The sequence below is a fragment of the Microbacterium dextranolyticum genome, assembly GCF_016907295.1.
GTDB lineage: Bacteria > Actinomycetota > Actinomycetes > Actinomycetales > Microbacteriaceae > Microbacterium > Microbacterium dextranolyticum.
In genome coordinates this window covers 934,594-954,591 of sequence record NZ_JAFBBR010000001.1, presented here as the reverse complement: position 1 = coordinate 954,591, position 19,998 = coordinate 934,594, and the positions used below count along the sequence as shown (strand labels likewise).

The 19,998-nt window shown below is 68.6% G+C and carries 21 protein-coding genes, 1 tRNA gene and 1 pseudogene; 9 read left to right on the top strand and 14 right to left on the bottom strand.

What is annotated here, in order from left to right; translation table 11 throughout:
• Positions 1-47 precede the first annotated feature (47 nt).
• Both JOE64_RS04225 and JOE64_RS04220 read left to right on the top strand, forming a co-directional pair.
• Positions 48-698, top strand: coding sequence for a DUF4386 family protein (locus JOE64_RS04225; RefSeq protein WP_204963100.1), 651 nt, complete (start codon positions 48-50; stop codon positions 696-698).
• A 109-nt stretch (positions 699-807) separates the two neighbouring features.
• On the top strand, positions 808-1,671 hold the full coding sequence (locus JOE64_RS04220; protein ID WP_204963099.1) for a fumarylacetoacetate hydrolase family protein: 864 nt from the start codon (positions 808-810) through the stop codon (positions 1,669-1,671).
• Between the two features lie 126 nt (positions 1,672-1,797).
• Here JOE64_RS04220 and JOE64_RS04215 read toward each other — a convergent pair whose 3' ends face one another.
• The 7 genes from JOE64_RS04215 to JOE64_RS04185 form a co-directional block, all read right to left on the bottom strand.
• Positions 1,798-2,298 carry a DUF4190 domain-containing protein gene (locus JOE64_RS04215; protein WP_204963098.1) on the bottom strand — a complete coding sequence of 167 codons (501 nt, stop codon included), beginning with the start codon at positions 2,296-2,298 and terminating at the stop codon, positions 1,798-1,800.
• Between the two features lie 86 nt (positions 2,299-2,384).
• Positions 2,385-3,842: an aspartate ammonia-lyase gene (locus JOE64_RS04210; protein ID WP_204963097.1), complete on the bottom strand. Its 1,458-nt coding sequence runs from the start codon at positions 3,840-3,842 to the stop codon at positions 2,385-2,387.
• A 156-nt stretch (positions 3,843-3,998) separates the two neighbouring features.
• Complete coding sequence (locus JOE64_RS04205) at positions 3,999-4,982, bottom strand: aldo/keto reductase (protein WP_204963096.1); 984 nt, start codon at positions 4,980-4,982, stop codon at positions 3,999-4,001.
• Entirely contained in the window at positions 4,979-5,362 is a 384-nt protein-coding gene (locus JOE64_RS04200; RefSeq protein ID WP_204963095.1) for a MerR family transcriptional regulator, read from the bottom strand. The genes JOE64_RS04205 and JOE64_RS04200 overlap by 4 nt, the downstream gene beginning before the upstream one ends.
• A 57-nt stretch (positions 5,363-5,419) precedes the next feature.
• A complete protein-coding gene (locus JOE64_RS04195) occupies positions 5,420-6,337 on the bottom strand; it encodes a phosphodiesterase (protein WP_204963094.1) in 918 nt (305 codons plus the stop codon).
• A 90-nt stretch (positions 6,338-6,427) separates the two neighbouring features.
• Entirely contained in the window at positions 6,428-6,760 is a 333-nt protein-coding gene (locus JOE64_RS04190; RefSeq protein ID WP_204963093.1) for a peptidase, read from the bottom strand.
• Positions 6,757-7,995, bottom strand: coding sequence for an inorganic phosphate transporter (locus tag JOE64_RS04185; protein ID WP_204963092.1), 1,239 nt, complete (start codon positions 7,993-7,995; stop codon positions 6,757-6,759). Before JOE64_RS04185 ends, JOE64_RS04190 begins: the two co-directional genes overlap by 4 nt.
• 188 nt (positions 7,996-8,183) lie before the next feature.
• Here JOE64_RS04185 and JOE64_RS04180 point away from each other — a divergent pair, with 188 nt between their 5' ends.
• Positions 8,184-10,310, top strand: coding sequence for a S9 family peptidase (locus JOE64_RS04180; protein WP_372432882.1), 2,127 nt, complete (start codon positions 8,184-8,186; stop codon positions 10,308-10,310).
• A gap of 497 nt (positions 10,311-10,807) precedes the next feature.
• Here JOE64_RS04180 and JOE64_RS14780 read toward each other — a convergent pair whose 3' ends face one another.
• The 3 genes from JOE64_RS14780 to JOE64_RS04165 are packed head-to-tail and all read right to left on the bottom strand — an operon-like array spanning position 10,808 to position 14,384.
• Positions 10,808-12,010, bottom strand: coding sequence for an anti-sigma factor domain-containing protein (locus tag JOE64_RS14780; RefSeq protein WP_271202603.1), 1,203 nt, complete (start codon positions 12,008-12,010; stop codon positions 10,808-10,810).
• On the bottom strand, positions 12,007-12,594 hold the full coding sequence (gene sigK, locus JOE64_RS04170; protein ID WP_204963091.1) for an ECF RNA polymerase sigma factor SigK: 588 nt from the start codon (positions 12,592-12,594) through the stop codon (positions 12,007-12,009). The genes JOE64_RS14780 and sigK overlap by 4 nt, the downstream gene beginning before the upstream one ends.
• Positions 12,595-12,638: 44 nt before the next feature.
• Positions 12,639-14,384, bottom strand: coding sequence for a cytochrome c biogenesis protein DipZ (locus JOE64_RS04165; RefSeq protein WP_204963090.1), 1,746 nt, complete (start codon positions 14,382-14,384; stop codon positions 12,639-12,641).
• Positions 14,385-14,637: 253 nt separating this feature from the next.
• Here JOE64_RS04165 and JOE64_RS04160 point away from each other — a divergent pair, with 253 nt between their 5' ends.
• Entirely contained in the window at positions 14,638-15,300 is a 663-nt protein-coding gene (locus tag JOE64_RS04160) for a fasciclin domain-containing protein (protein ID WP_204963089.1), read from the top strand.
• A 137-nt stretch (positions 15,301-15,437) separates the two neighbouring features.
• Positions 15,438-15,510 (top strand) — tRNA-Lys (locus JOE64_RS04155).
• Between the two features lie 174 nt (positions 15,511-15,684).
• Here JOE64_RS04155 and JOE64_RS04150 read toward each other — a convergent pair.
• Positions 15,685-15,978: pseudogene (locus JOE64_RS04150) on the bottom strand (integrase core domain-containing protein); the annotation flags it as partial.
• A 65-nt stretch (positions 15,979-16,043) separates the two neighbouring features.
• Here JOE64_RS04150 and JOE64_RS04145 point away from each other — a divergent pair.
• From JOE64_RS04145 to JOE64_RS04130, 4 genes are all read left to right on the top strand, one after another.
• Positions 16,044-17,233 (top strand): IS3 family transposase gene (locus JOE64_RS04145; protein WP_204963088.1). Its coding sequence is split into 2 segments (ribosomal slippage): positions 16,044-16,322 and positions 16,325-17,233, totalling 1,188 coding nucleotides; the frame shifts between segments, so codons are not numbered across the junction.
• 142 nt (positions 17,234-17,375) lie between these two features.
• Positions 17,376-17,648: a hypothetical protein gene (locus JOE64_RS04140; protein ID WP_204963087.1), complete on the top strand. Its 273-nt coding sequence runs from the start codon at positions 17,376-17,378 to the stop codon at positions 17,646-17,648.
• 242 nt (positions 17,649-17,890) lie between these two features.
• Positions 17,891-18,169, top strand: coding sequence for a type II toxin-antitoxin system RelE/ParE family toxin (locus tag JOE64_RS04135; RefSeq protein ID WP_204963086.1), 279 nt, complete (start codon positions 17,891-17,893; stop codon positions 18,167-18,169).
• Positions 18,144-18,443 (top strand): HigA family addiction module antitoxin, encoded by a 300-nt coding sequence (locus tag JOE64_RS04130; protein ID WP_204963085.1) that lies wholly within the window; start codon positions 18,144-18,146, stop codon positions 18,441-18,443. The genes JOE64_RS04135 and JOE64_RS04130 overlap by 26 nt, the downstream gene beginning before the upstream one ends.
• Before the next feature lie 26 nt (positions 18,444-18,469).
• On the opposite strand, the gene JOE64_RS14675 is transcribed toward JOE64_RS04130, so the two are convergent.
• From JOE64_RS14675 to JOE64_RS04120, 3 genes are read right to left on the bottom strand one after another with little or no spacing between them, the layout of a single operon-like run.
• Positions 18,470-18,598 (bottom strand): hypothetical protein, encoded by a 129-nt coding sequence (locus JOE64_RS14675; RefSeq protein WP_271202449.1) that lies wholly within the window; start codon positions 18,596-18,598, stop codon positions 18,470-18,472.
• 56 nt (positions 18,599-18,654) lie between these two features.
• Positions 18,655-19,347, bottom strand: a complete 693-nt coding sequence (locus JOE64_RS04125; RefSeq protein WP_204963084.1) for a hypothetical protein — start codon at positions 19,345-19,347, stop codon at positions 18,655-18,657.
• A gap of 56 nt (positions 19,348-19,403) precedes the next feature.
• The gene (locus tag JOE64_RS04120; protein WP_204963083.1) at positions 19,404-19,976 is read right to left on the bottom strand and encodes a CGNR zinc finger domain-containing protein; all 573 of its coding nucleotides are present in this window, start codon (positions 19,974-19,976) and stop codon (positions 19,404-19,406) included.
• Positions 19,977-19,998 lie beyond the last annotated feature (22 nt).

Genomic DNA, 19,998 nt, shown 5'->3' with positions numbered 1-19,998 from the left:
ATCCGAAGCAGACGGCATACGCCGTATACCTGATCTGAGGAGCCGACATGTCCGCGCCTTTACTCCGCTCTGCGCGCGCCGCCGGCGTGCTGTACCTGACGACTCACGTGAGCTCGGTCGCCGCCGTGGCCGCCTTCCGCTCGGACGCAACGGCGCTCGGGGTGACCCTCGAGTTCGCCCTCGCCATCGGATGCGTGGGCACCGGCATCCTGGTGTGGACGATGCTGCGCAGAGCGGCGCCAACACGTGCCGCGACCTTCGCGGCGCTGCGCGGCGTCGAGGCATCGGTCATCCTCACCGGCGCGCTGCCGCTGCTCGCCACCCTGCTGGCCGGCGGAGGCGACGCGTGGAGCGCGCCCGCCGAGGCCGTGCATGCGGCGGCGTTCCTCGTCGGCCAGGGGCTCGTCATCAGCGTCAACACGATCGTGCTCGGATGGCTGCTGTGGGACACCCGGGCGGTACCTCGGGCCTTGGCCGCGCTCGGCGCCCTCGGCGGCGGTGTCGTTCTGTCGAGCAACCTGGCGCAGCTCTGGGGAGTGATCCCGCTCAGCGGGGCCGTCGCCGCCGTGGCCGCGGTGCCCGTGTTCGCCTTCGAACTGTGGCTCGCGATCCTGCTGATCACGGTCGGACTGCGATCGGTGGATGCCGCGGACGACGCCCGTCCGGTGCGCACGGCGCCGCAGATCCCGAACCCCTGAAAGCCGCGGAACGCGTCGATCCGCGGATCGTCCCGCGCCGCGCGTGCGGCTGCGAGACCACAAAGACTGCTTCGGCCGCCGGCGGGGGTGCACCCACTACCCTGGTCGAATGCGTTTCGCCCACGTTCGCCTGCCCGAATCGACGATGTTCGAGCTCGCCGTCATCCGTGACGACGAGGCGATCGCGGTCGGGAGCCTCTTCGAGGGCGCACCTCGGCGTCTGCAGGCCATCATCGACGGCGGAGACGCCCTGCTCGAGCGGGTGCGGTCGAGCTCTGCAGCGGCCCCGGGCGTACCGCTCGCCGGCCTCACGTACGGACCCGCGGTCGACGCTCCCCCGATCGTCCTCGCGATCGGGCTCAACTATGCGGCCCACTCGAGCGAGCTGGGGCTGAAGGCCGACACCGCGCCCACCGTGTTCACGTTGTGGCCGAACTCACTGTCGGCGCACGACGAGACCACCACGTGGCCGCGAACCCTCAGCGAGGCAGTGGACTACGAGGCCGAACTCGGCGTTGTGATCGGCCGCCGCGGCAAAGACGTGTCGATCTCCGATGCGCTCTCGCACGTGTGGGGGTACACCGTCGTCAACGACATCACCGCCCGCGACATCCAGTTCTCCGAGGCGCAGTGGTCACGGTGCAAGTCGTTCGACGGGTTCACCCCGAACGGCCCGGTCATCGTCACCGCAGACGAGATCCCCGACCCGCAGGATCTGCACATCTGGGCGGTCGTCGACGGGCAGACGGTGCAGGATGCCAGCACCGGCCAGATGATCCGGTCGGTCGCGACGCTCGTCTCGCACCTCTCCCGCTCGGCGACGCTGCTGCCGGGAACGCTCATCTCGACCGGCAGCCCGGGCGGGGCGGGCTATTCGCGTGATCCGCAGATCTTCCTGCGCGACCGCTCGACGGTGACCGTCGGGGTCGACGGCATCGGCGCTCTGACGACGCACTGCCGCATCCTCGGCTGATTCCCTCCCCCGGGCATACCGCCCCCTTCGCGGGACCGCGGCGGAACGACCGAGCCGCCACGTCTCGGAACGCCGGATCAGGGCGGCCCGAGATGCAGCGGCTCGGCGAAAGGGATGGAGCGGGGCTCAGCGGTTGGAGCGCTCCAGGACCTCCTGGCACGACATCGTCACGCCCTGGTACACGATCGAGCCCGACGGGTCGTCGAGGCACGCGTTGACCTGGGTGACGAGGTCGGCGCCCGACGTCGCGAACCACGAGATGACGGCGATCAGCACGATGACGCCGATCACGAACAGAACCGCACCCACGATGATCGCCGCGAGCGCGGGCCCGTTCTTGTGGCCGGCCTTCTTGCTCTGGACGAGCGCCACGATGCCGAGGATCAGGCCGATGACGTTGAAGAAGATCGCGACGATGAGCGCCACGATGCCGAGAGTCTTCCCCGGGATCGGGGCACCGGGGGCACCGTTGCCGTTGTAGGCGGGCGCCGACGCATACGCCGGTGCGCTGTACGCGGGTGCCGCGGCATCCGGTGCCGCCGGCGGCGTCGTGGCGTACTCGCCGTATGCCGGCGGGGTCGGGGGCGTCGGCTGCGGGTTCTGGCCCGGGGTGTTGGGGTCGGTCATGTCGGCCTCCTGGAGTGCGTTGGCGCCGGTGACTCCGGCCCTCCGACGCTAGCGCGACCGCGCGGCGCGGGCCAGTGGCCGCGCCGTCAGCTCTCGACGAGGTTCTCGGCGGGCTGCACGACGGGGATGGCCTGCGTGATCGCCTCGAGCCCCGACAGTCGTGCCGGCGAGAGCTGCTTGTCGACCTGTTCGCGCGACATGAGCCCGGCCTCGACGACGAGATCGCCGACGTTGCGATGCGTGAGCAGCGCGGTCTTCGCGAGCGCCGCCGATGCCGCGTAGCCGATGAACGGAGTGAGGGCGGTCACGACCCCCACCGACGATCCGACGATCGCACCCAGACGGTCGCGGTTGGCGGTGATGCCGTCGACACAGTTGACCCGCAGCGTGCGCATCGCCCGGCGCATCCAGGTGATCGACTGGAAGATCGAGTGCGCGATGATCGGCTCGAAGGCGTTCAGCTGCAGCTGCCCGGCCTCACTCGCCATCGTGACGGTGAGGTCGGCGCCGGCGACCGAGAACGCGACCTGGTTCACGACCTCGGGGATCACCGGATTCACCTTGCCGGGCATGATGCTCGACCCCGCCTGCTGCGCGGGCAGGTTGATCTCACCGAGCCCGGCCTGCGGGCCCGACGACAGCAGGCGCAGGTCGTTGCAGATCTTCGAGAGTTTCATCGCATTGCGCTTCAGCGTCGACGAGAACGACATGAACGATCCGGTGTCGCTGGTGGCCTCGACGAGGTCGTCGGCGGTAGCGAGGTCGAGACCCGTGATCGCGCGCAGGTGCGCGAGCACGGCCGGCGCGTAGGCGGGGTGGGTCGTGATGCCGGTGCCGATCGCGGTGGCACCCATGTTTATCTGGAACATCAGGTTCGCGTTCTCGGTGAGGCGCTGGTGGTCGTACCCGAGCGTCGTGGCGAACCCGTGGAACTCCTGGCCGAGGGTCATCGGCACGGCATCCTGCAGCTGGGTGCGGCCGATCTTCAGGATGTCGTGGAACTCGACCGCTTTTCCCATGAACGACTGCCGCAGCAGGTCGAGCTCGTCGAGCAGGCTCACGAGGTCGAGGCTGAGACCGATCTTCACGGCGGTTGGGTAGACGTCGTTCGTCGACTGCGAACGGTTGGTGTGGTCGATCGGCGAGAGAAAGCCGTAGTCGCCCTTCTCGTGCCCGGCCATCTCGAGCGCGATGTTGGTGATGACCTCGTTCGCGTTCATGTTGGTGGACGTGCCGGCCCCGCCCTGCACGACCCCGACGACGAACTGGTCGTGGAACTCACCGTCGATGACGCGCTGCGCGGCCCTGTCGATGAGGTCGGCGTGGTCGGCGTCGAGCACGCCGATGTCGCGGTTGGCGCGGGCGGATGCCTGTTTGACCATCGCGAGCGCCGTGACGAGATCTCGGTACACCGAGATGGGTCGCATCGAGATCGGGAAGTTCTCGAGCGCGCGGGCGGTGTGGATGCCCCAGTAGGCATCCGCGGGGATCTCCATGGATCCCAGAGAATCGGTCTCGGTTCGCGTCGTTGCGTCCAGTGCCATGAGTGCAGTCCTTGTGGGTCTCGTCGCCTCGGGTGGTCGCCCCGAGCCTACCCGCGTCGACCTCGGTCCCGGCTGTACGCCGTGTACGTCGCACACGCACGCCCCCTCCGCCGAGGAATGTCTCGGCGGAGGGGGCGTGCGTGTCGGAGGTGCGGGTCAGCGGTCGATCGACGACATGTCCGCGTAGCGCTCGCCGACCGGCGAGCCCACCGCGCCGAGCGCGGCCAGCTGCTCCGCGGTGAGCGAGAGCTCCGCGGCTCCGATGTTCTCCTCCACGCGCGAGAGTTTGCGCGTGCCGGGGATCGGGGCGATGTGCTCCCCCTGCGCCAGCAGCCACGCCAGGGCGACCTGGGCGGAGGTCGCGCCGACCTCCGCGGCGACGGTCTCCACGGCGTCCACGATCGCCAGGTTCGCCTGCAGCGCGCCGTCCGCGAACCGCGGGTTGCTGCGGCGGAAGTCGTCGCCGTCGAGCGCATCCAGCGAACGGATGGTGCCGGTGAGGAACCCCCGGCCGAGGGGCGAGTAGGGCACGAACCCGATGCCGAGCTCGTTCAGCGCCGGCAGCAGTTCGGCCTCGGGGTCACGGGTCCACAGCGAGTACTCCGTCTGCACCGCGGTCACGGGGTGCACGGCGTGGGCGCGACGGATCGTGGGGACGGAGGCCTCGGAGAGGCCGTACCCGCGGATCTTCCCCTCGGCGACGAGCTCGGCGAGGGCGCCCACCGTCTCCTCGATCGGCGTAGCGGGGTCCATCCGGTGCTGGTAGTAGATGTCGATCCGATCGGTGCGCAGGCGCCGCAGCGACCCCTCGACCGAACGCCGGACGTTCTCGGGTGAGCCGTCGAGGACTCGATCGCCCTGCCCACCCTGGCGGATGCCGAACTTGGTCGCGATGACCGCATCGTCGCGCCGCCCCGATTCTTCGAGGGTCCTGCCCAGAAGCTCCTCGTTCGTGTGCGGGCCGTACATCTCCGCCGTGTCGAGCAGCGTGACTCCGCGGTCGAGGGCGCCGAGGATGGTGCGCGCCCCGTCGGCGTCGTCCTGCCCCGCGCCGGTGTAGAACGCACTGATGCCCATCAGCCCGAGGCCGACGCGTCCGACCTCGATGGATGCCGAGGAGCCGAGAGTCGTGGTCTTCATGAGTGGGTGATCTCCTTGTCGTAGATGTCGATCTTGTGGTCGATGGCGCGAAGACTCGCGGCAACGGTCTCGAGCTGCGCGCGTACCTGCTCGCGGTGTTGCACGAGCAGCTCGCGCCGCTCGGCGATCGTGCTTTCGCCTTGGCGGGCGAGCTCGGTGTAGCGGCGGATGCGCGCGATCGGCATGTCGGTCGTACGCAGACGCGCGACGAAGCGCACCCACGAGAGGTCGGCGTCGGTGTAGCGCCGGTGGCTGGACGACGCGCGGTCGATGGGGACGAGCATGAGCCCGGCGCGCTCGTAATAACGCAGCGTGTGCGTCGAGACGCCGGTGGCTTCGGCGGCTTCGGCGATCGAGACGCCGTCGTGGATCAAGGTCATGCCTTCACGGTAGAACTTCGAGCGCGCTCGAAGTCAAGGCGGGCGCCCGATGCCGCGTCAGCGTTTGCGCGAGAACGCCTCGAGCCGTTGCTGCGGACTGAGCGCCGCCATCCGCTCCACCCACTCCGCCGAGAAGAACTCGGCCGTCTCCGCCTCGACGACGGGGACGACCGCATGGGTGATCGTGTCGTCGTAGACGTGGACGAGGTGGAAGGACTGACCGGCATCCATGCCATTGACCTCGTGCGGAGGCCGCTGCAGGTTCATCGAATAGCAGGTCGCCGACGAGACGCTCACGGGCACGCCCGCAAAGGTGCCCGATGTCGAGTAGTGCAGATGCCCTGCGAGGATCGCCCGCACGTCGCTACCCGCGATCGCGTCGGCGAGGGCGCCTTGTCGCCGGAGTTCCAGGATGTCGAAGAACGGGATGTGGCTTGGCACAGGCGGGTGGTGCAATGCGAGGATCGTGCCCAGCGGCGCCGGCACGGCGAGGACGCCGCGCAGCCACGCGAGCTGCTCGTCGTCGAGGTCGCCGTGGTGCCAGCCGGGCACCGTGGAATCGAGCGCGATGAGCCGCAGGCCGCCGAGGTCCCACACGCCCGTCACCGGCTCGTCGCTCGCGAGGCCGTCGAGAAGTCTCGCCCGCAACGCGGGACGCTCGTCGTGATTGCCCGCGACCCACACGATCGGCGCGCCCAGACGATCGGCGACCGGTTCGACCGCGCGACGCAGAGCCGAATAGGCCTCGGGCTCGCCCAGATCGGTGAGGTCGCCGGTGAACACGAGCGCGTCGGGACGGATGCCGGTGCGCTCGACGGCGTCGAGCGTCGCCCGGAGATTGGCCTCCGTGTCGTAGCGGTCGCCGAGCCGCCGACCGGCGGCGAGCAGATGCGTATCGCTCAGGTGCACGATCACGCGGCGCGCGGGCGGGTACACACCGAACTGCGGTCGAAGCTCGGGCGACGGTGTCGACATGAGTCGAGCCTACGCCGGGCATCCGACGCCCTCACCTCCGGCGTTGACGCCGCGACACGGGGGCTCAGCGCGGGTACTCAGCGCGGGAACTCAGCGCACGACGATGAGCAGCAGCCCGCCGAGAACGGCGAGCCCGCACAGCCCGAACGACCCGTACGCCGCGACGAGCGCCAGGCGCTTCTGCCCGTCACTGAGGGGGCTCTTGCGGGCGGCCTTCTCGGCTGCCTTCGCCGCGCGCCGGATCTGCTTGTCGGTCATCACGGTGATGGCGTCGGGGAACTCCGCCGGCGCGACCACCGGCGCCCGGCCCGCACGCACCAGCATCCGCAGCCCCAGCGCATAGAACCCGACGACGAGCACGGCACCGGCCAGCGCCGCGCCGAACACCTGGACGAAGGCCGTCCAATCGACGTGCACGGTCATCGCGATCCTCCCTTGCGCTGCGCGTCGGCACGTTCGGCCGCACGCCGCGCGGCCCGTTGCCGGAGCGTGGGCGGCGGGTTCCGCGTGACCTTGACCGCGAGGCCGGAGTCGGCCACTTCGCTCATCGCGTTCGAGGAGTCGACGTGGCTGCGCCGTGAGCGCAGGAAGAGCGCGACGATGATCACGACCGCAATGATCGCGTCCACGAGGATGCCCCACTGTCCGAACCACACGACGACGAGGGCCGCGCCCGCGCCCACGGCGGCGGACGCCGGAAGCGTCAGCACCCAGCCGATCGTGATGCGCCCGACGGTGCGCCAGCGCACCGTCGATCCGCGACGGCCGAGTCCCGAGCCGATGACCGAGCCGGATGCGACCTGCGTCGTCGACAGAGCGAAGCCCAGCGCGCTCGAGGCGAGGATCGTGGCGGCGGTGGAGGTCTCGGCGGCGAAGCCCTGAGCGGGCTTCACGTCGGTCAGCCCCTTGCCGAGCGTGCGGATGATCCTCCAGCCGCCCATGTAGGTACCGAGCGCGATCGTGAACGCGCACGCGAGGATGACCCAGAGCTGCGGATCGGCGTGCGCCGCGTTCTGCCAGCCCGCCGTGATGAGGGCGAGCGTGATGACGCCCATCGTCTTCTGGGCGTCGTTGGTGCCGTGGGCGAGCGCGACGAGGGACGACGTGAAGATCTGCCCCCAGCGGAATCCGTCGCGCCCGTCGGGCTTGTCGTCGTAGCGACGCGTCAGCGCGTACGCCAGTCGCGTCACGAGGAAGGCGATCACCCCCGCCGTGAACGGCGCGATCAGGGCGGGCAGCACGACCTTGCTCAGCACCATGCCGAAGTCGATCGCCTGCAGACTGGCGCCGACGAGCGTCGCGCCGATGAGCCCGCCGAACAGGGCGTGCGACGAGCTGGAGGGCAGGCCCAGCAGCCAGGTCAGCATGTTCCAGGTGATGGCCCCGATGAGGCCGGCGAAGATGATCGGCAGGAAGGCCAGGGGGGTGATCTGGTCTTCGCGGATGATGCCGTGCGAGATCGTCTTCGACACCTCGGTCGACAGGAACGCGCCCACGAGGTTGAGGCTCGCCGCGAGCATGACGGCGACCTTCGGCTTCAGCGCTCCTGTGGCGATCGGGGTCGCCATCGCGTTGGCGGTGTCATGGAAGCCGTTGGTGAAGTCGAAGAAGAGCGCGAGCGCGATCACCAGGACGACGATGAGGGCAGCGGTTTCCACGGGTCGCTTTCCGTCGGGTATCGAATGGGGATGCCGATGGGATCGGCGGTGCGAACGAAGAGTTCACCGTGTGTTCAGGGTCCGGCAACCGGACGAGAGAAATCCTCGCACATCGCACGACCTGCGCACGACGCCGATGCGGCGTGAGAACACGGCGTCACCCGCCGTGGGTCGACTAGCGTGGAGAGGTGAGCATCGCCGAAATCGGCGGCCCCGTCGCCGCCGTCCGCCCGACCGTCCGCACACATCACGGCGACGAGGTGGTCGACGAGTACGAGTGGCTGCGCGCGAAGGACGACGCCGAGGTCATCGCGCACCTGGAGGCCGAGAACGCGTACGCCGAGGAGCGCACCGCGCACCTCGCGCCGCTGCGCCAGCGGATCTTCGACGAGATCCGCGCGCGCACGCTCGAGACCGACCTATCGGTGCCGACCCGTCAGGGTGCGTGGTGGTACTACGGACGCACGGTCGAGGGCCAGCAGTACGGCATCCACTGCCGCGCGCCGCTCGCCTCGGCCGACGACTGGACCCCACCCTCTCTCACCCCCGGTGTCGACGTGCCCGGTGAGGTCGTCCTGCTCGACGGCAACGTCGAGGCCGCGGGGCACGAGTTCTTCTCGCTCGGCAGCTTCGACGTCAGCACGGACGGCGCATTCCTGCTCTACGGCGTCGACGTCGAGGGCGACGAGCGCTACACCCTGCGGGTGCGCGACCTCGCGACCGGCGACGATCTCGCCGACATCGTCGAGGGCACCGCGGCCGGCGCCTGCTTCTCACCCGACGGCCGGTTCGTGGTCTACACCACCGTGGACGACGCGTGGCGGCCCGACACGGTGTGGCTGCACGAGGTGGGCACGGATGCCTCCGCCGACGTGCGCCTGTTCCACGAACCCGACGAGCGGTACTGGGTCGGCGCCGGCTTCACCCGCAGCGAGCAGTACCTGGTGATCGAGGCGGGGTCGTCGATCACCACCGAGGAGTACCTCGTCCCGGCATCCGACCTGCGCGCCGAGCCCCGGTCGATCTGGCCGCGCCGCGAGGGCGTCGAGTACTCGACGACCCACGCGATCGTGGACGGCGAGGACGTGCTGTACGTCGTCCACAACGACGGCGCGCTCGACTTCGAGCTGGTGCGCGTCTCGGCATCCGACCCGCAGGGCCAGCGCGAGGTCATCCTTGCTCACGAGCCGGGGCGACGTCTGCTCGACGTGTCGGCCTTCCGCGACTGGGGGGTCGTCTCGTACCGCCGCGACGGTCTCGCCCGACTCGGGATCCTCTCTTACGAGACGGGGCGCGTCGACGAGCTGCACTTCGACGAAGACCTCTATGCCGCCGGCGCCGGCGGCAATCCCGAATGGGCGACACCGGTCATCCGCCTCGGGTACGGATCGTTCGTCACTCCCGGAACGGTCTACGACTACGTGGTCGCGACCGGTGAGTTCCTGCTGCGCAAGCGCCAGCCGGTGCAGGGCGGCTACGACCCCGCGGACTACGACCAGCGGCGCGAGTGGGCGGTGGCATCCGACGGCACCCGCGTGCCGGTGTCGCTCGTCTGGAAGCGCTCGTTCGGCGCACCGGGCGAAGGCGTCGCCCGCCCCGTGCACCTCTACGGCTACGGCTCGTACGAGCACTCGATCGAGCCGGGCTTCTCGGTCGCGCGGCTGTCGATGCTCGACCGCGGCGTCGTCTTCGCCATCGCGCACGTGCGCGGCGGCGGCGAGCTCGGTCGGCAGTGGTACGAGGACGGCAAGCTGCAGCACAAGCGCAACACCTTCACCGACTTCGTCGCCGTCGCCCGCCACCTCGTCGACACCGGCGTGACCGCCCCCGAGCGGCTCGTCGCCGAGGGCGGCTCGGCGGGCGGCCTCTTGATGGGCGCGGTCGCGAACCTGGCGCCCGAGCTGTTCGCGGGTGTGCTCGCCGACGTGCCGTTCGTGGATGCCCTGACGACGATCCTCGACCCGTCGCTGCCGCTGACGGTCATCGAATGGGACGAGTGGGGCGACCCGCTGCACGACCCCGACGTCTATGCGTACATGAAGTCGTACACCCCGTACGAGAACGTCCGCGAGGGCGTCCAGTACCCGCGGATCCTCGCCGCGACCTCGCTCAACGACACCCGGGTGTACTACGTCGAGCCCGCGAAGTGGGTCGCGCGCCTGCGCGCGGTCGGCGCGGACGCTCTGCTCAAGTGCGAGATGGTCGCCGGCCACGGCGGCGTGTCGGGCCGCTACAACGCGTGGCACCAGCGGGCGTTCGAGCTCGCGTGGCTGCTCGACGTGCTCGGCCTCACCGAGGCATCCACCGACGCCTGACCCCACGCTGGCGGTGGCGCCGCTGTGGCGCCGATGCGGGGCGCTGCCGAACATGTCCCACTATCGGCAAGACATGTCCCACTTTCTGTCGCTCATGGCCCTCGCACGCGACAGATTCTGGGACACAGCCGGGGTGCGGGGATGCCTGCGCCCGCAGCTTGTCCCAGCACTTCCGCACCGGCGGGAGACCATGTCCCACTATCGGCAGAGCATGTCCCACTTTCCGCATGGCATGTCCCACTAGCCGTCGCCGCCGCGCACCTTCGACGACAGATTCTGGGACATAGGTGAGAGGTGGGATGCCTGCGTCGCGCGGGGCCCAGGGCGACGAACCATCGCCGCCAGCCATGTCCCACCATTCGCGGCGCATGTCCCACTTTCTGCCGCTCAGACACCCTTCAAGCGACAGAAAGTGGGACACGGCTGGCAACGGATGACCCACCGCCCCACCGACCCCAAGAAACCACACTGCCCACCCCAGGCCAGGCCCCCGCCGCTCAGGCGGTGGCGATGGCGAAGACCGGTGCGGTCGACGGCCTACCGTCGGGCGAGCCTCCGCTCGGCTCGACCGTGACGGCGATGGTGTCGCCGGGCTGCATGTCGCCGCTCAGCTGCGCCGTCGTCGAGGTTCCCGACGCATCGAATGTGCCAGCGGGGATCGGCGTTTCACCGCGGATGTACCAGAGCTCGAACGTGCGATCGGCATCGATGGCGGGAAGGCCGCGCGCGACGACGACGGCCTTTCCGACGCTCGACGACCAGTGCAGCGTCGCGACACCACCGTCGAAGGTCGCCTGTGCCGACGCTGCGTCGGATGCCTGCTCGATCTGCGCGAGCGCCGACACTGCCGGCGGGCGCTGCCAGACGTTCGCGACCGACCCCGCACCCCAGCCGATCACGACCAGCAGCGCGATCGACGCGACGAGGGCGAACAGACCGCGACTCCAGTTGCGGCGTTCGATGGCCTGGACGACCTCCGTGGGAGGAGAGGCGGTCACCGACGACGTATCGGATGCCGGTGAGACCGCGTCGTCGTCGGCATCGTCCACGGCGCTGAACGCCGTCCGCAGCATGGACGTCCCCGTCTCCTCGCGCGGCGGCGTCACCCCACTCGAAGACTCGGTCTCCACGGCGGAGCTCGCGATCTCGCCACCGTCCACCGAGGCAACATCCAGTCCCGAGCTCGCGCCTGGCTCCGTGCCCGAGACCGCGCCCTGGTCCGCATCGGCCGGGACCGCGCGTGTCGGGGCATCCGCCGCACCCAGCACTCCCGCACCCAGCACGCCCGCACCCAGCACTCCCGCACCCGCACCGAGCACGCCCGCAGCAGCACCCGAGTCCGCAGCAGCACCCGAGTCCGCAGAACCGCCAGGACCCCCAGGAATCACGACCGTCGCCGCGTCCCCGGCCGCGACGTCCGACGCCACCTCGTCCTCGCCCCGCGCGGCCCCACCTTCCGGCGCCGAGGCCTCGTCCGCCGAGACGGCGATCGCGGCGAGCAGTTTCGAACGCAGCGCGAGCGGCGGCGCAACGGGCGCGACGCCCTCGGCGAGCGCGGCGGCGGTCTCATCGTCGGATGCGGCGATCGCGGCCCACTCGGGGTGCTCGACGAGCGCATCGAGGTAGGCGCGCTCGTCGTCATCGGAGAGGGCGCCCAGGGCGTGTCCTGCCGACAGCTCGGCGAACTCATGCACGTTCACGACATCACCCCCATCTCCTGGCGCAGGCGCGACAGTCCGTCACGCATCCTCGTCTTGATCGTCCCCAGAGCGGCTCCCGTGAGTGCGGCGATCTCGCTCTGACTGTAGCCGCCGAAGTATGCCAGGGTCAGCGCTTCGCGCTGCACGTCGGTGAGGGCCTCGAGGGCACGGGCGACGCGCCGGCTCTCGATGCGCAGTTCGACCTGCTCCGCGACATCCTCCTGCGGGGTGGAGAGTTCTCTGAGTCCCGCCTTCTCGTCGCGCTCCGCGCTGGATTGCGCGGAGCGCACCCGATCGACGGCCCGCCGATGCGCGATCGTCATGACCCAGGTCCTCCCCTGCCCCTTGTTCGGAGCGAACGCCGCAGCGGATTGCCACACTTCGAGGAAGACCTCCTGCAGCACCTCCTCGCTGTGCGCGCGGTTGACGAGGACGCGCAGGATGAGTCCGAAGACGCGCGACGAGAGCATGTCGTAGAGCTGGGCGAACGCGCCCTGGTCCCCCGCGGCGATCCGCACGAGCAGGTCGCCGGCGTGATCGCGCGCTGGCGACTGCTCGTTCACTTCCACACCGTCGATGACCATCCTTCACAGCATGCCGCATGATGCACCTCCTGTCGCACCGACGCTCACCCGAAGGTGAACGAGTAGGCCTGGACTCCGGTGCCGACCGTGACATCGAGGATGCCCGTGGTGATGTCGTTCGACGAGGCGATCCGATACGAGCGAGGCGTTCCCGAGACATCGATGGTCGTGGTGGTGCCGTCCTGAGCGCGGACGGTCACCGCTCCCTCGCCTGCGAGCACCATCTGCACCTGGGCCGCTCGATAGCTGAGACGGATGCCCGCGGCATCCGACCCTGCCGGCGTCGCGAACTGGGTCTGCACGTTCCAGCGCCCGTCGAGGGCGAACGTGTCGGACGGCTGGTCGGCGGGGTACGAGAAGGTGTTCTCGCCCGACGAGTACGCGCCGGGTCCGGCGAAGTTGACGTCTTTCGATGACCCGAGGAACGTCTCTCGGGTGAGGGTTCCCGTCTGCGGCGTGTCGTCGGCGACCTCGGTGGGATCCGGCAGGGTGACACCGGGGTTCGCCTGCTGCAGCAGTTCGCGCAGCATCTTCTCGGTCGCCGCGTAGTTGCCCTCACCGAACGAGATGTGCCGCACGGTGCCCTGCGCATCGATCAGGTAGTGCGCCGGCCAATAGCTATTGCGGTAAGCGGTCCAGGTCGCGAGGTTGTTGTCGAGGGCGACCGGGTAGGTGATGCCGAAGTCCTTGGTGCCGGCGGCGACGTTGCCGGGGTCTTTCTCGAAGGCGTACTCGGGTGAGTGGATGCCGATGACCTCGAGCCCGGCGTCGCGATAGGCCTTGTCCCACGCGACCACGTGCGGAATCGATCGCTGGCAGTTGATGCACGAGTAGGCCCAGAAGTCGATGAGCACGACCTTGCCGCGCTGCTGCGCGAGGTCGACCGGAGCTCCGTCGGGGGTGTTGAGCCACTGCTGGATGCCACGGATCGCCGGGGCCGTGCCGCACGACTGCAGCTCGTCGGCACCGTTCGTGCACTTGTCGAGATAACGGTTCTCGTCGGTGACGAGGCCGCCGAGGCCCAGTGCGCGCGAGGCGTCCTCGTTGCCGGTCAGGTCGCGCTGCAGCTGGGCCGTGTAGTCCGGCAGGAGTCGCTGCAACTGCTGCGGCACATTGAAGACGAGACCGCCGGCGAGCGCCAGCATCGCGACACCGGCTGCGATCCGCAGCCCCCGCTCGCGGGTGCGGAAGGCGCGGATGCGTTCGACGACACCGCGCCCGGCGAGGGCGAAGACCAGCAGCGGGATCGCGACGCCGATTGCGAACGAGGCGGTGAGCAGCACCGTGTCGAGTCCGATGCGGCCGGTCGCGCCGGCCACGATGATGGCGGCGAGCACCGGCCCGGCGCACGGCACGAAGACCGCACCGAGAGCGAGGCCGACCCCGAAGCCGCTGCCGCCGTTGGCGACCTCGCGGCGCGGGATCCACTGGAACGGCTTCTCGAGCAGCTGCTCGAACCTCGGGAGCAGTAGGCCGATGCCGATGAGGACGAGCACGCCGATGCCGACCCAGCGGATGACGTCCTGCGGCAAGTTCAGAAGGCCCAGCACGAGCGAGCCGACAAGGGTGACCAGGGTGAAGCTCAGGATGAGGCCCGCGATCACGAGGTAGGGGCGGCTGCGGCGGGCCGGCAGGGGCGCCGCAGATCCTCCGCCGCCCGTCCCGGACGAGCGGTCGAACCGGGCGGACTGCGCTCCCCCGGTGAGGAAGATGACCGGCAGTACCGGCAGGATGCACGGCGAGATCCCCGTGATGAGCCCGCCCAGCAGGCCGATGATGATGACGTCCATGGACTCCTCGTCTCTGTCGGGAGTCATTCGCGACGGACGCCGGATCGGATTGTTCTCGACAGCGCTCGATCCTCGGTACACGCGAATCTCCGGCTCTCGCGTGCCGACCGCACTCCTCTTTATGCAGCCCCGAGTCGACGGGCAGATCGGATGCCCGTCCAAGAAAATCTCGAAGATCGTCCCATCCGATCGGCGCACCTCTCCGAACAAGACTCGAGGCCGCACCCGCGGTCCACGATCAACGGAGGGCATCATGCTCAGCACCAAGAAGAAGATCACCGCAGCTCTGACCTTGACGATCGCCGGCGTGTTCGCACTGTCCGCCTGCTCGGGGTCGATGTCGTCGCCGACGTCGTCGAGCCCCGCGGCCATGGAGAAGGAGACGCCGATGTCGTCGCCGTCGGCGATGGCAAACGACCCGTCCGCGAACCTCGTCGGCTCCGCCTGCGCCGCTTACGCGAAGGCCGTTCCCACCGGCGCAGGCTCGATCGAGGGCATGTCGCAGTCGCCGGTGGCGGTCGCGGCATCCAACAACCCCATGCTCACGACGCTCGTCTCGGCTGTCAGCGGCCAGCTCAACCCCCAGGTGAACCTCGTCGACACCCTCAACGGCGGCGAGTTCACCGTGTTCGCGCCGGTGGACGACGCGTTCAAGAAGATCGACCCGGCCGTGATCGACTCGCTGAAGACCGACAGCGCGACGCTGTCGAAGATCCTGACCTACCACGTCGTGCCCGGCCAGATCGAGCCGTCGAAGATCGCCGGCATGCACAAGACCGTCGAAGGCGGCCAGGTCGACGTGACCGGCTCGGGCGACAACCTGATGGTCAACGGCGCCAAGGTGCTGTGCGGTGGCGTGCAGACCGCCAACGCGACCGTGTACCTCATCGACACGGTGCTAATGCCCCAGCAGTGATCCCACCCTGGTCCTGTGGATGCCACGGGATCAGCTGCGAGGACGGCGCGGCCGTCGACGTGAGACGTCGGCGGCCGCGCCTCTGTGTGCACCACGTTGCTCCGCGACGCCTGCGCACCGGTATTCTGGAACTCTTGGGGCCTCTAGCTCAGTCGGTAGAGCATCGGACTTTTAATCCGCGGGTCGTGGGTTCGAGCCCCACGGGGCCCACCGCTTTTTTGCCTCAGAACCCGTGAAATCACTGGTATCGCAGCGATTCGGTGTTCGAGAACAACTCTCCGTGACAACCGTTTGACAACATCTGAGCGGTTCTCAACGCGTCGAATGCACGCGGCGGCGCGTGTCGACATGTTTGAAGCGCCCTGGGTCTGATGGAGACTCGCGCTATTTGATTCCGACCAGCAGATTGCGGCCGTTGGGGACAGCATAGAATGCGTTCTCAAACTCGACTGGCGGCACGTCGCCGAGGTACCCGTGGAGGCGCTGCGTGTTGTGCCAGTGCACCCATCCGAGGGTCGCGAGCTCGAGGTCCTCGACCGTCTTCCACGGCCCCGAGCGTGCGGGTCCGCGGACGAGTTCGGCCTTGTAGTAGCCGTTCACCGTCTCAGCCAGGGCGTTGTCATAGCTGTCGCCGACCGTGCCGATCGACGGCGTGGCGCCGATCTCCGCGACGCGTTGGGTCTGCCCCGAGTTTGGTTGACATCTGAACTGTGAGGATTCGTCCTCGCTGGAAGGATGTTCTTGTGGCAAAGCCTTATCCCCGAGAGTTCCGCGATGATGTCGTGGCCGTGGCCCGGAAGGGTCAGGCGCCGCTGGCGCAGATCGCGAAGGACTTCGGTATCTCCGAAGGCTCGTTGAGCAACTGGATGAAGCGGGCCGACGTCGAGGACGGCAAGCGTGCCGGCCTGACCGACGACGAGCGCAAGCAGCTGCGTGAGGCGAATAAGCGGATCCGGTTGTTGGAGCAGGAGAACGAGGTGCTGCGGCGGGCCGCGGCGTATCTGTCGCAGGCGAACCTGCCGGGAAAATAGTCTTCCCGCTCGTCCACGAGATGGCTGCGGCCGGTGCTCCCGTGCGGGTGCCGGTCGCGGTGGCGTTGCGGGTCCTCGGCCTGTCCAGGCAGGGGTACTACCAGTGGCTCAAAGACCCGGTCTCCCAGCGGGACTGGGACGACGCGCACCTGATCGATGTGCTCTACGACCTCCATGCCGACGACGTCACGCTCGGCTACAGGTTCCTCACCGATGAGCTCGAGTCCGAGCACGGGATCTCCGCGAGCGAGAACCGGGTGCACCGACTCTGCCGGATCGCGGGCATCCACGCGTCGCACCACCGCAAGCGCAGCAAACCCGGCAGCACGGGACCTGCGCCGCATGATGACCTCCTCGCGGTCGTCGACGAGCACGGCGTCATCCGGCACGAGTTCATCGCCGACGGGCCGAACAAGGTCTGGCTCTGGGACATCTCGGAACACCCGACCAGAGAAGGCAAGCTCTACATCTGCGCGATCAAAGACGTCTGGTCGAACAAGATCGTCGGTTACTCCATCGACACCCGCATGAAGTCATCTCTCGCCCGCGCGGCGATGCGCAACGCGATCGCGTTGCGCTCACCTGACGGCACGATCTGCCACTCCGACAGAGGCGGCCAGTTCCGCGCGAAACGCACCCAGAACCTGCTCCGCAACAACGGGCTCGTCGGCTCCATGGGCAGATCCTACGGCGCCGGGGACAACGCGAGTATGGAGAGCTTCTTCAGTCTCCTCCAGAAGAACGTACTCAACACGAGACGCTGGGACACCCGCGCCGATCTCCGCCTCGCGATCGTCACCTGGATCGAAACGAAGTACAACCGAAGGCGCCGGCAGCGCGGCCTCGGCAAACTCACCCCCGCCGAGTTTGAGATGATCTACAAGGACGCAGAAGCGGCCTGATCACCCCAAACCCCGACTGTCAACAAGACTCGGGGCAGACCCGGCTTCGTTCCAGGCCGCGACGGAGGAGCGGGAGAAGCGGCAGGCGAGCGCGGTCACTGTGGAGGCGGCGGGCTACGCACACAATGGCTACGACGCGTACGTGACCGTGAGCTTCCACAACGGCAGCGATCGACCCATCTACGACATTGAGGTGTCGGCGATTCTCGCCGGGCATCACGACGCCACGGGGATCGGGAAATCGCCCGTCCTGAGCGAACATCAGCGCAATCAGATCAACGTGCCGATTACGGGCGCTGCCGCCCCGATCGCGGCGGAGGCCCACGAGAATCGCGGTTTGATTCATTTCACCGACGCAGACGGCGCGCGCTGGCAGCGGCGAAGCCGAGAGGCCCCGACGCGCATCGATCAGTAGTCCTCACGGGTCCGCGTAGTCCGCAATCTTAGGACCGTGCAAAGCACCTCGAGCGTCAGCTCGTGTCGCGATCTGCATCGCGCACGCGACGACAGCCACACAATCCATCGACGGTGGTGCTCAGAGCGCTCATGACCGCCCCCTCATCGGGCGCTGCCCGTTTAGGGATCATCATTCGTGTGCTGGCTGACCGCCCCGTCAGCCCCCTCCTCAATACTTGCGCGCTACGCTAGTATGGCGGTGTGAAGTTTGCGGATCGGGACATCGAGGAATACTGGCTCGGTGGTCCAGCACCGCGACGCGTGCCACCCGACGTCCGGAGGCGTCTGGTGCGCAAGCTCCAAATGCTCGAGGCGGCAGCGGAGCTCCACGATCTGAGGATCCCACCCTCAAACCGCCTCGAGAAGCTGCAAGGCGACCGGGCGGGCACGTACAGCATCCGGGTCAACGACCAATGGAGACTGGTCTTCGACTGGGACGGAGGGGAAGCGAACAATGTCGCATTCATCGACTATCACTGACGATCTCTCGACGCCGGGTGAGATCCTGCTGGAGGAGTTTCTCGAGCCGTTCGGGCTGAGCCAGTACGAGCTCGCCAAGCGCATCGGCGTCGATCAGGCACGCGTCTCGCGGATCGTCCGCGGCAAGCAGGCGATTACGGCGGACACCGCGTTGCGCCTAGGTGCGTTCTTCGGCACCACACCGCAGTTCTGGCTCCGACTGCAGGAGGGCTACGACCTCGCGCTCGCCCGTACCGAAACGCCGATCAGCACAATCCAGCCGCTGAGCGCCTGACCCATCGATGCCCGACCGCAGCGCAGTCACTCGCCTTTCGTGCGGGCGTCGCGCTCGTCGAGTTCCTTCAGCCGCCTGAGCTTCGTCCAGGGGACGAACGCGACCCATGCGACGGACGCGATCGACGCGCCCATGATCATTGACGAGATGTCCATCTCTCGACGCTAAGCCGCCGGATCCGCGGGCACCTCCCCCTCAAGACGGAGCGCGCTCACCGCCACACGAGAAGCGACGAGGTCAGCGGGCGCTCGGTCGGCACGAGCTCGTCGATGGTCCACTCGAGCGGGCCCGTGGCTGCGGCGACGAGCTGCGCCGGGTAGCCGTTGCGCGCATCGATCGCGACGCCGGTGCGCGTCCGCCGGATCTTGCCCGCGAGGTAGACGGCGTCATCCCACACGGTGACCGCGATCGGCGGGCTCTCGCGGTAGAGCCCGGTCGCCTTGTCGGTGACGGCGATGAACACGTGGCTCGGATGCGGCCGTGCCGCAATCGTCGAGGTGACCTCGACGATCTCTTTCGTGGTTTCTTTGGCGCGGTGGAGGAAGCGGCATCGCTCGCCGCTTTCCCCGACAATGTGCGCCGCCTCGTCGACCCGCGGCGCGTGATCGGGAACGAGCGCACGGACCCCGAGAGTGATCGCCGCAATCGCGATCCGATCGGCGTCAGCCGGCGACGAATCGGGCTCAACGCCGACCGTGACCTCGCGCGTCTGCCAGTCATCCGCGCCGCGCCCCACCGGACCGACCTGCACGGTGTTCGGCGCCAGGGCCGTGTCGAGGTGAACGTCGACGACGTAGTTGCTGCCGACCGAGACACCCTCGCCGTTGAGCCACCAGGTGAGGCGGCGCGCGAACGCCTTCGCCTCGTCACACCCCTCGAGGTAGGTGTTGTGGGGCCCGGACATCAGACGTGTCTCCTTGAACCGGGAGGGCCGTCCATCTCTCGTCATGGTCGATGATCCTATCGAGCCCGTCCGATCGAGCGTTGCCGAGAGTCCTCTTCATTCCGCGCCCGGTGTCGCCGCACGGCCGCGCGGTTGGCGCACCGCACCGAGCAGTAGCGCTGCCGTCCGTTGCGGGTGACGTCGACGACCACCGCGGAACACGGGTCACCCGGATCATCGCCGGCGGCGCAACGGCGAAGCCGCTGCATCCCGCGGGTCGTCAGATGCAGCGCCGTCCCGACGCTGAAGACCGCGGCGAGCACCGCCGGAAGGGAGGTGGCGTCGTCGTCGCGATAGTGCAGATGCCAGCCCTCGTCGTCGTGATCGGTGAGCCTCGGGTACGCGGCGGCGGCCACCATGTGCCGGTTCAGCAGGCGGGCGCGCTCGTGCGGATCCTGCGCGTCGACGACGGTCAGCCACTCGTCGACGACTCGGCGCACCCGCCGATGGTCGTCCGCCGCCGCCGTGAACTCCATCGTCATCCCGTGCTTACGTGTGCGGTCGACGATGGCATCGCGGTCCTGCGGCCAGTCGTTGGCGAGCGAGGCGGCCAGAAGCACCGCATATTCGCCGTAAGGGTTGAGATGCATAAGACCATTACATCATCGTGAG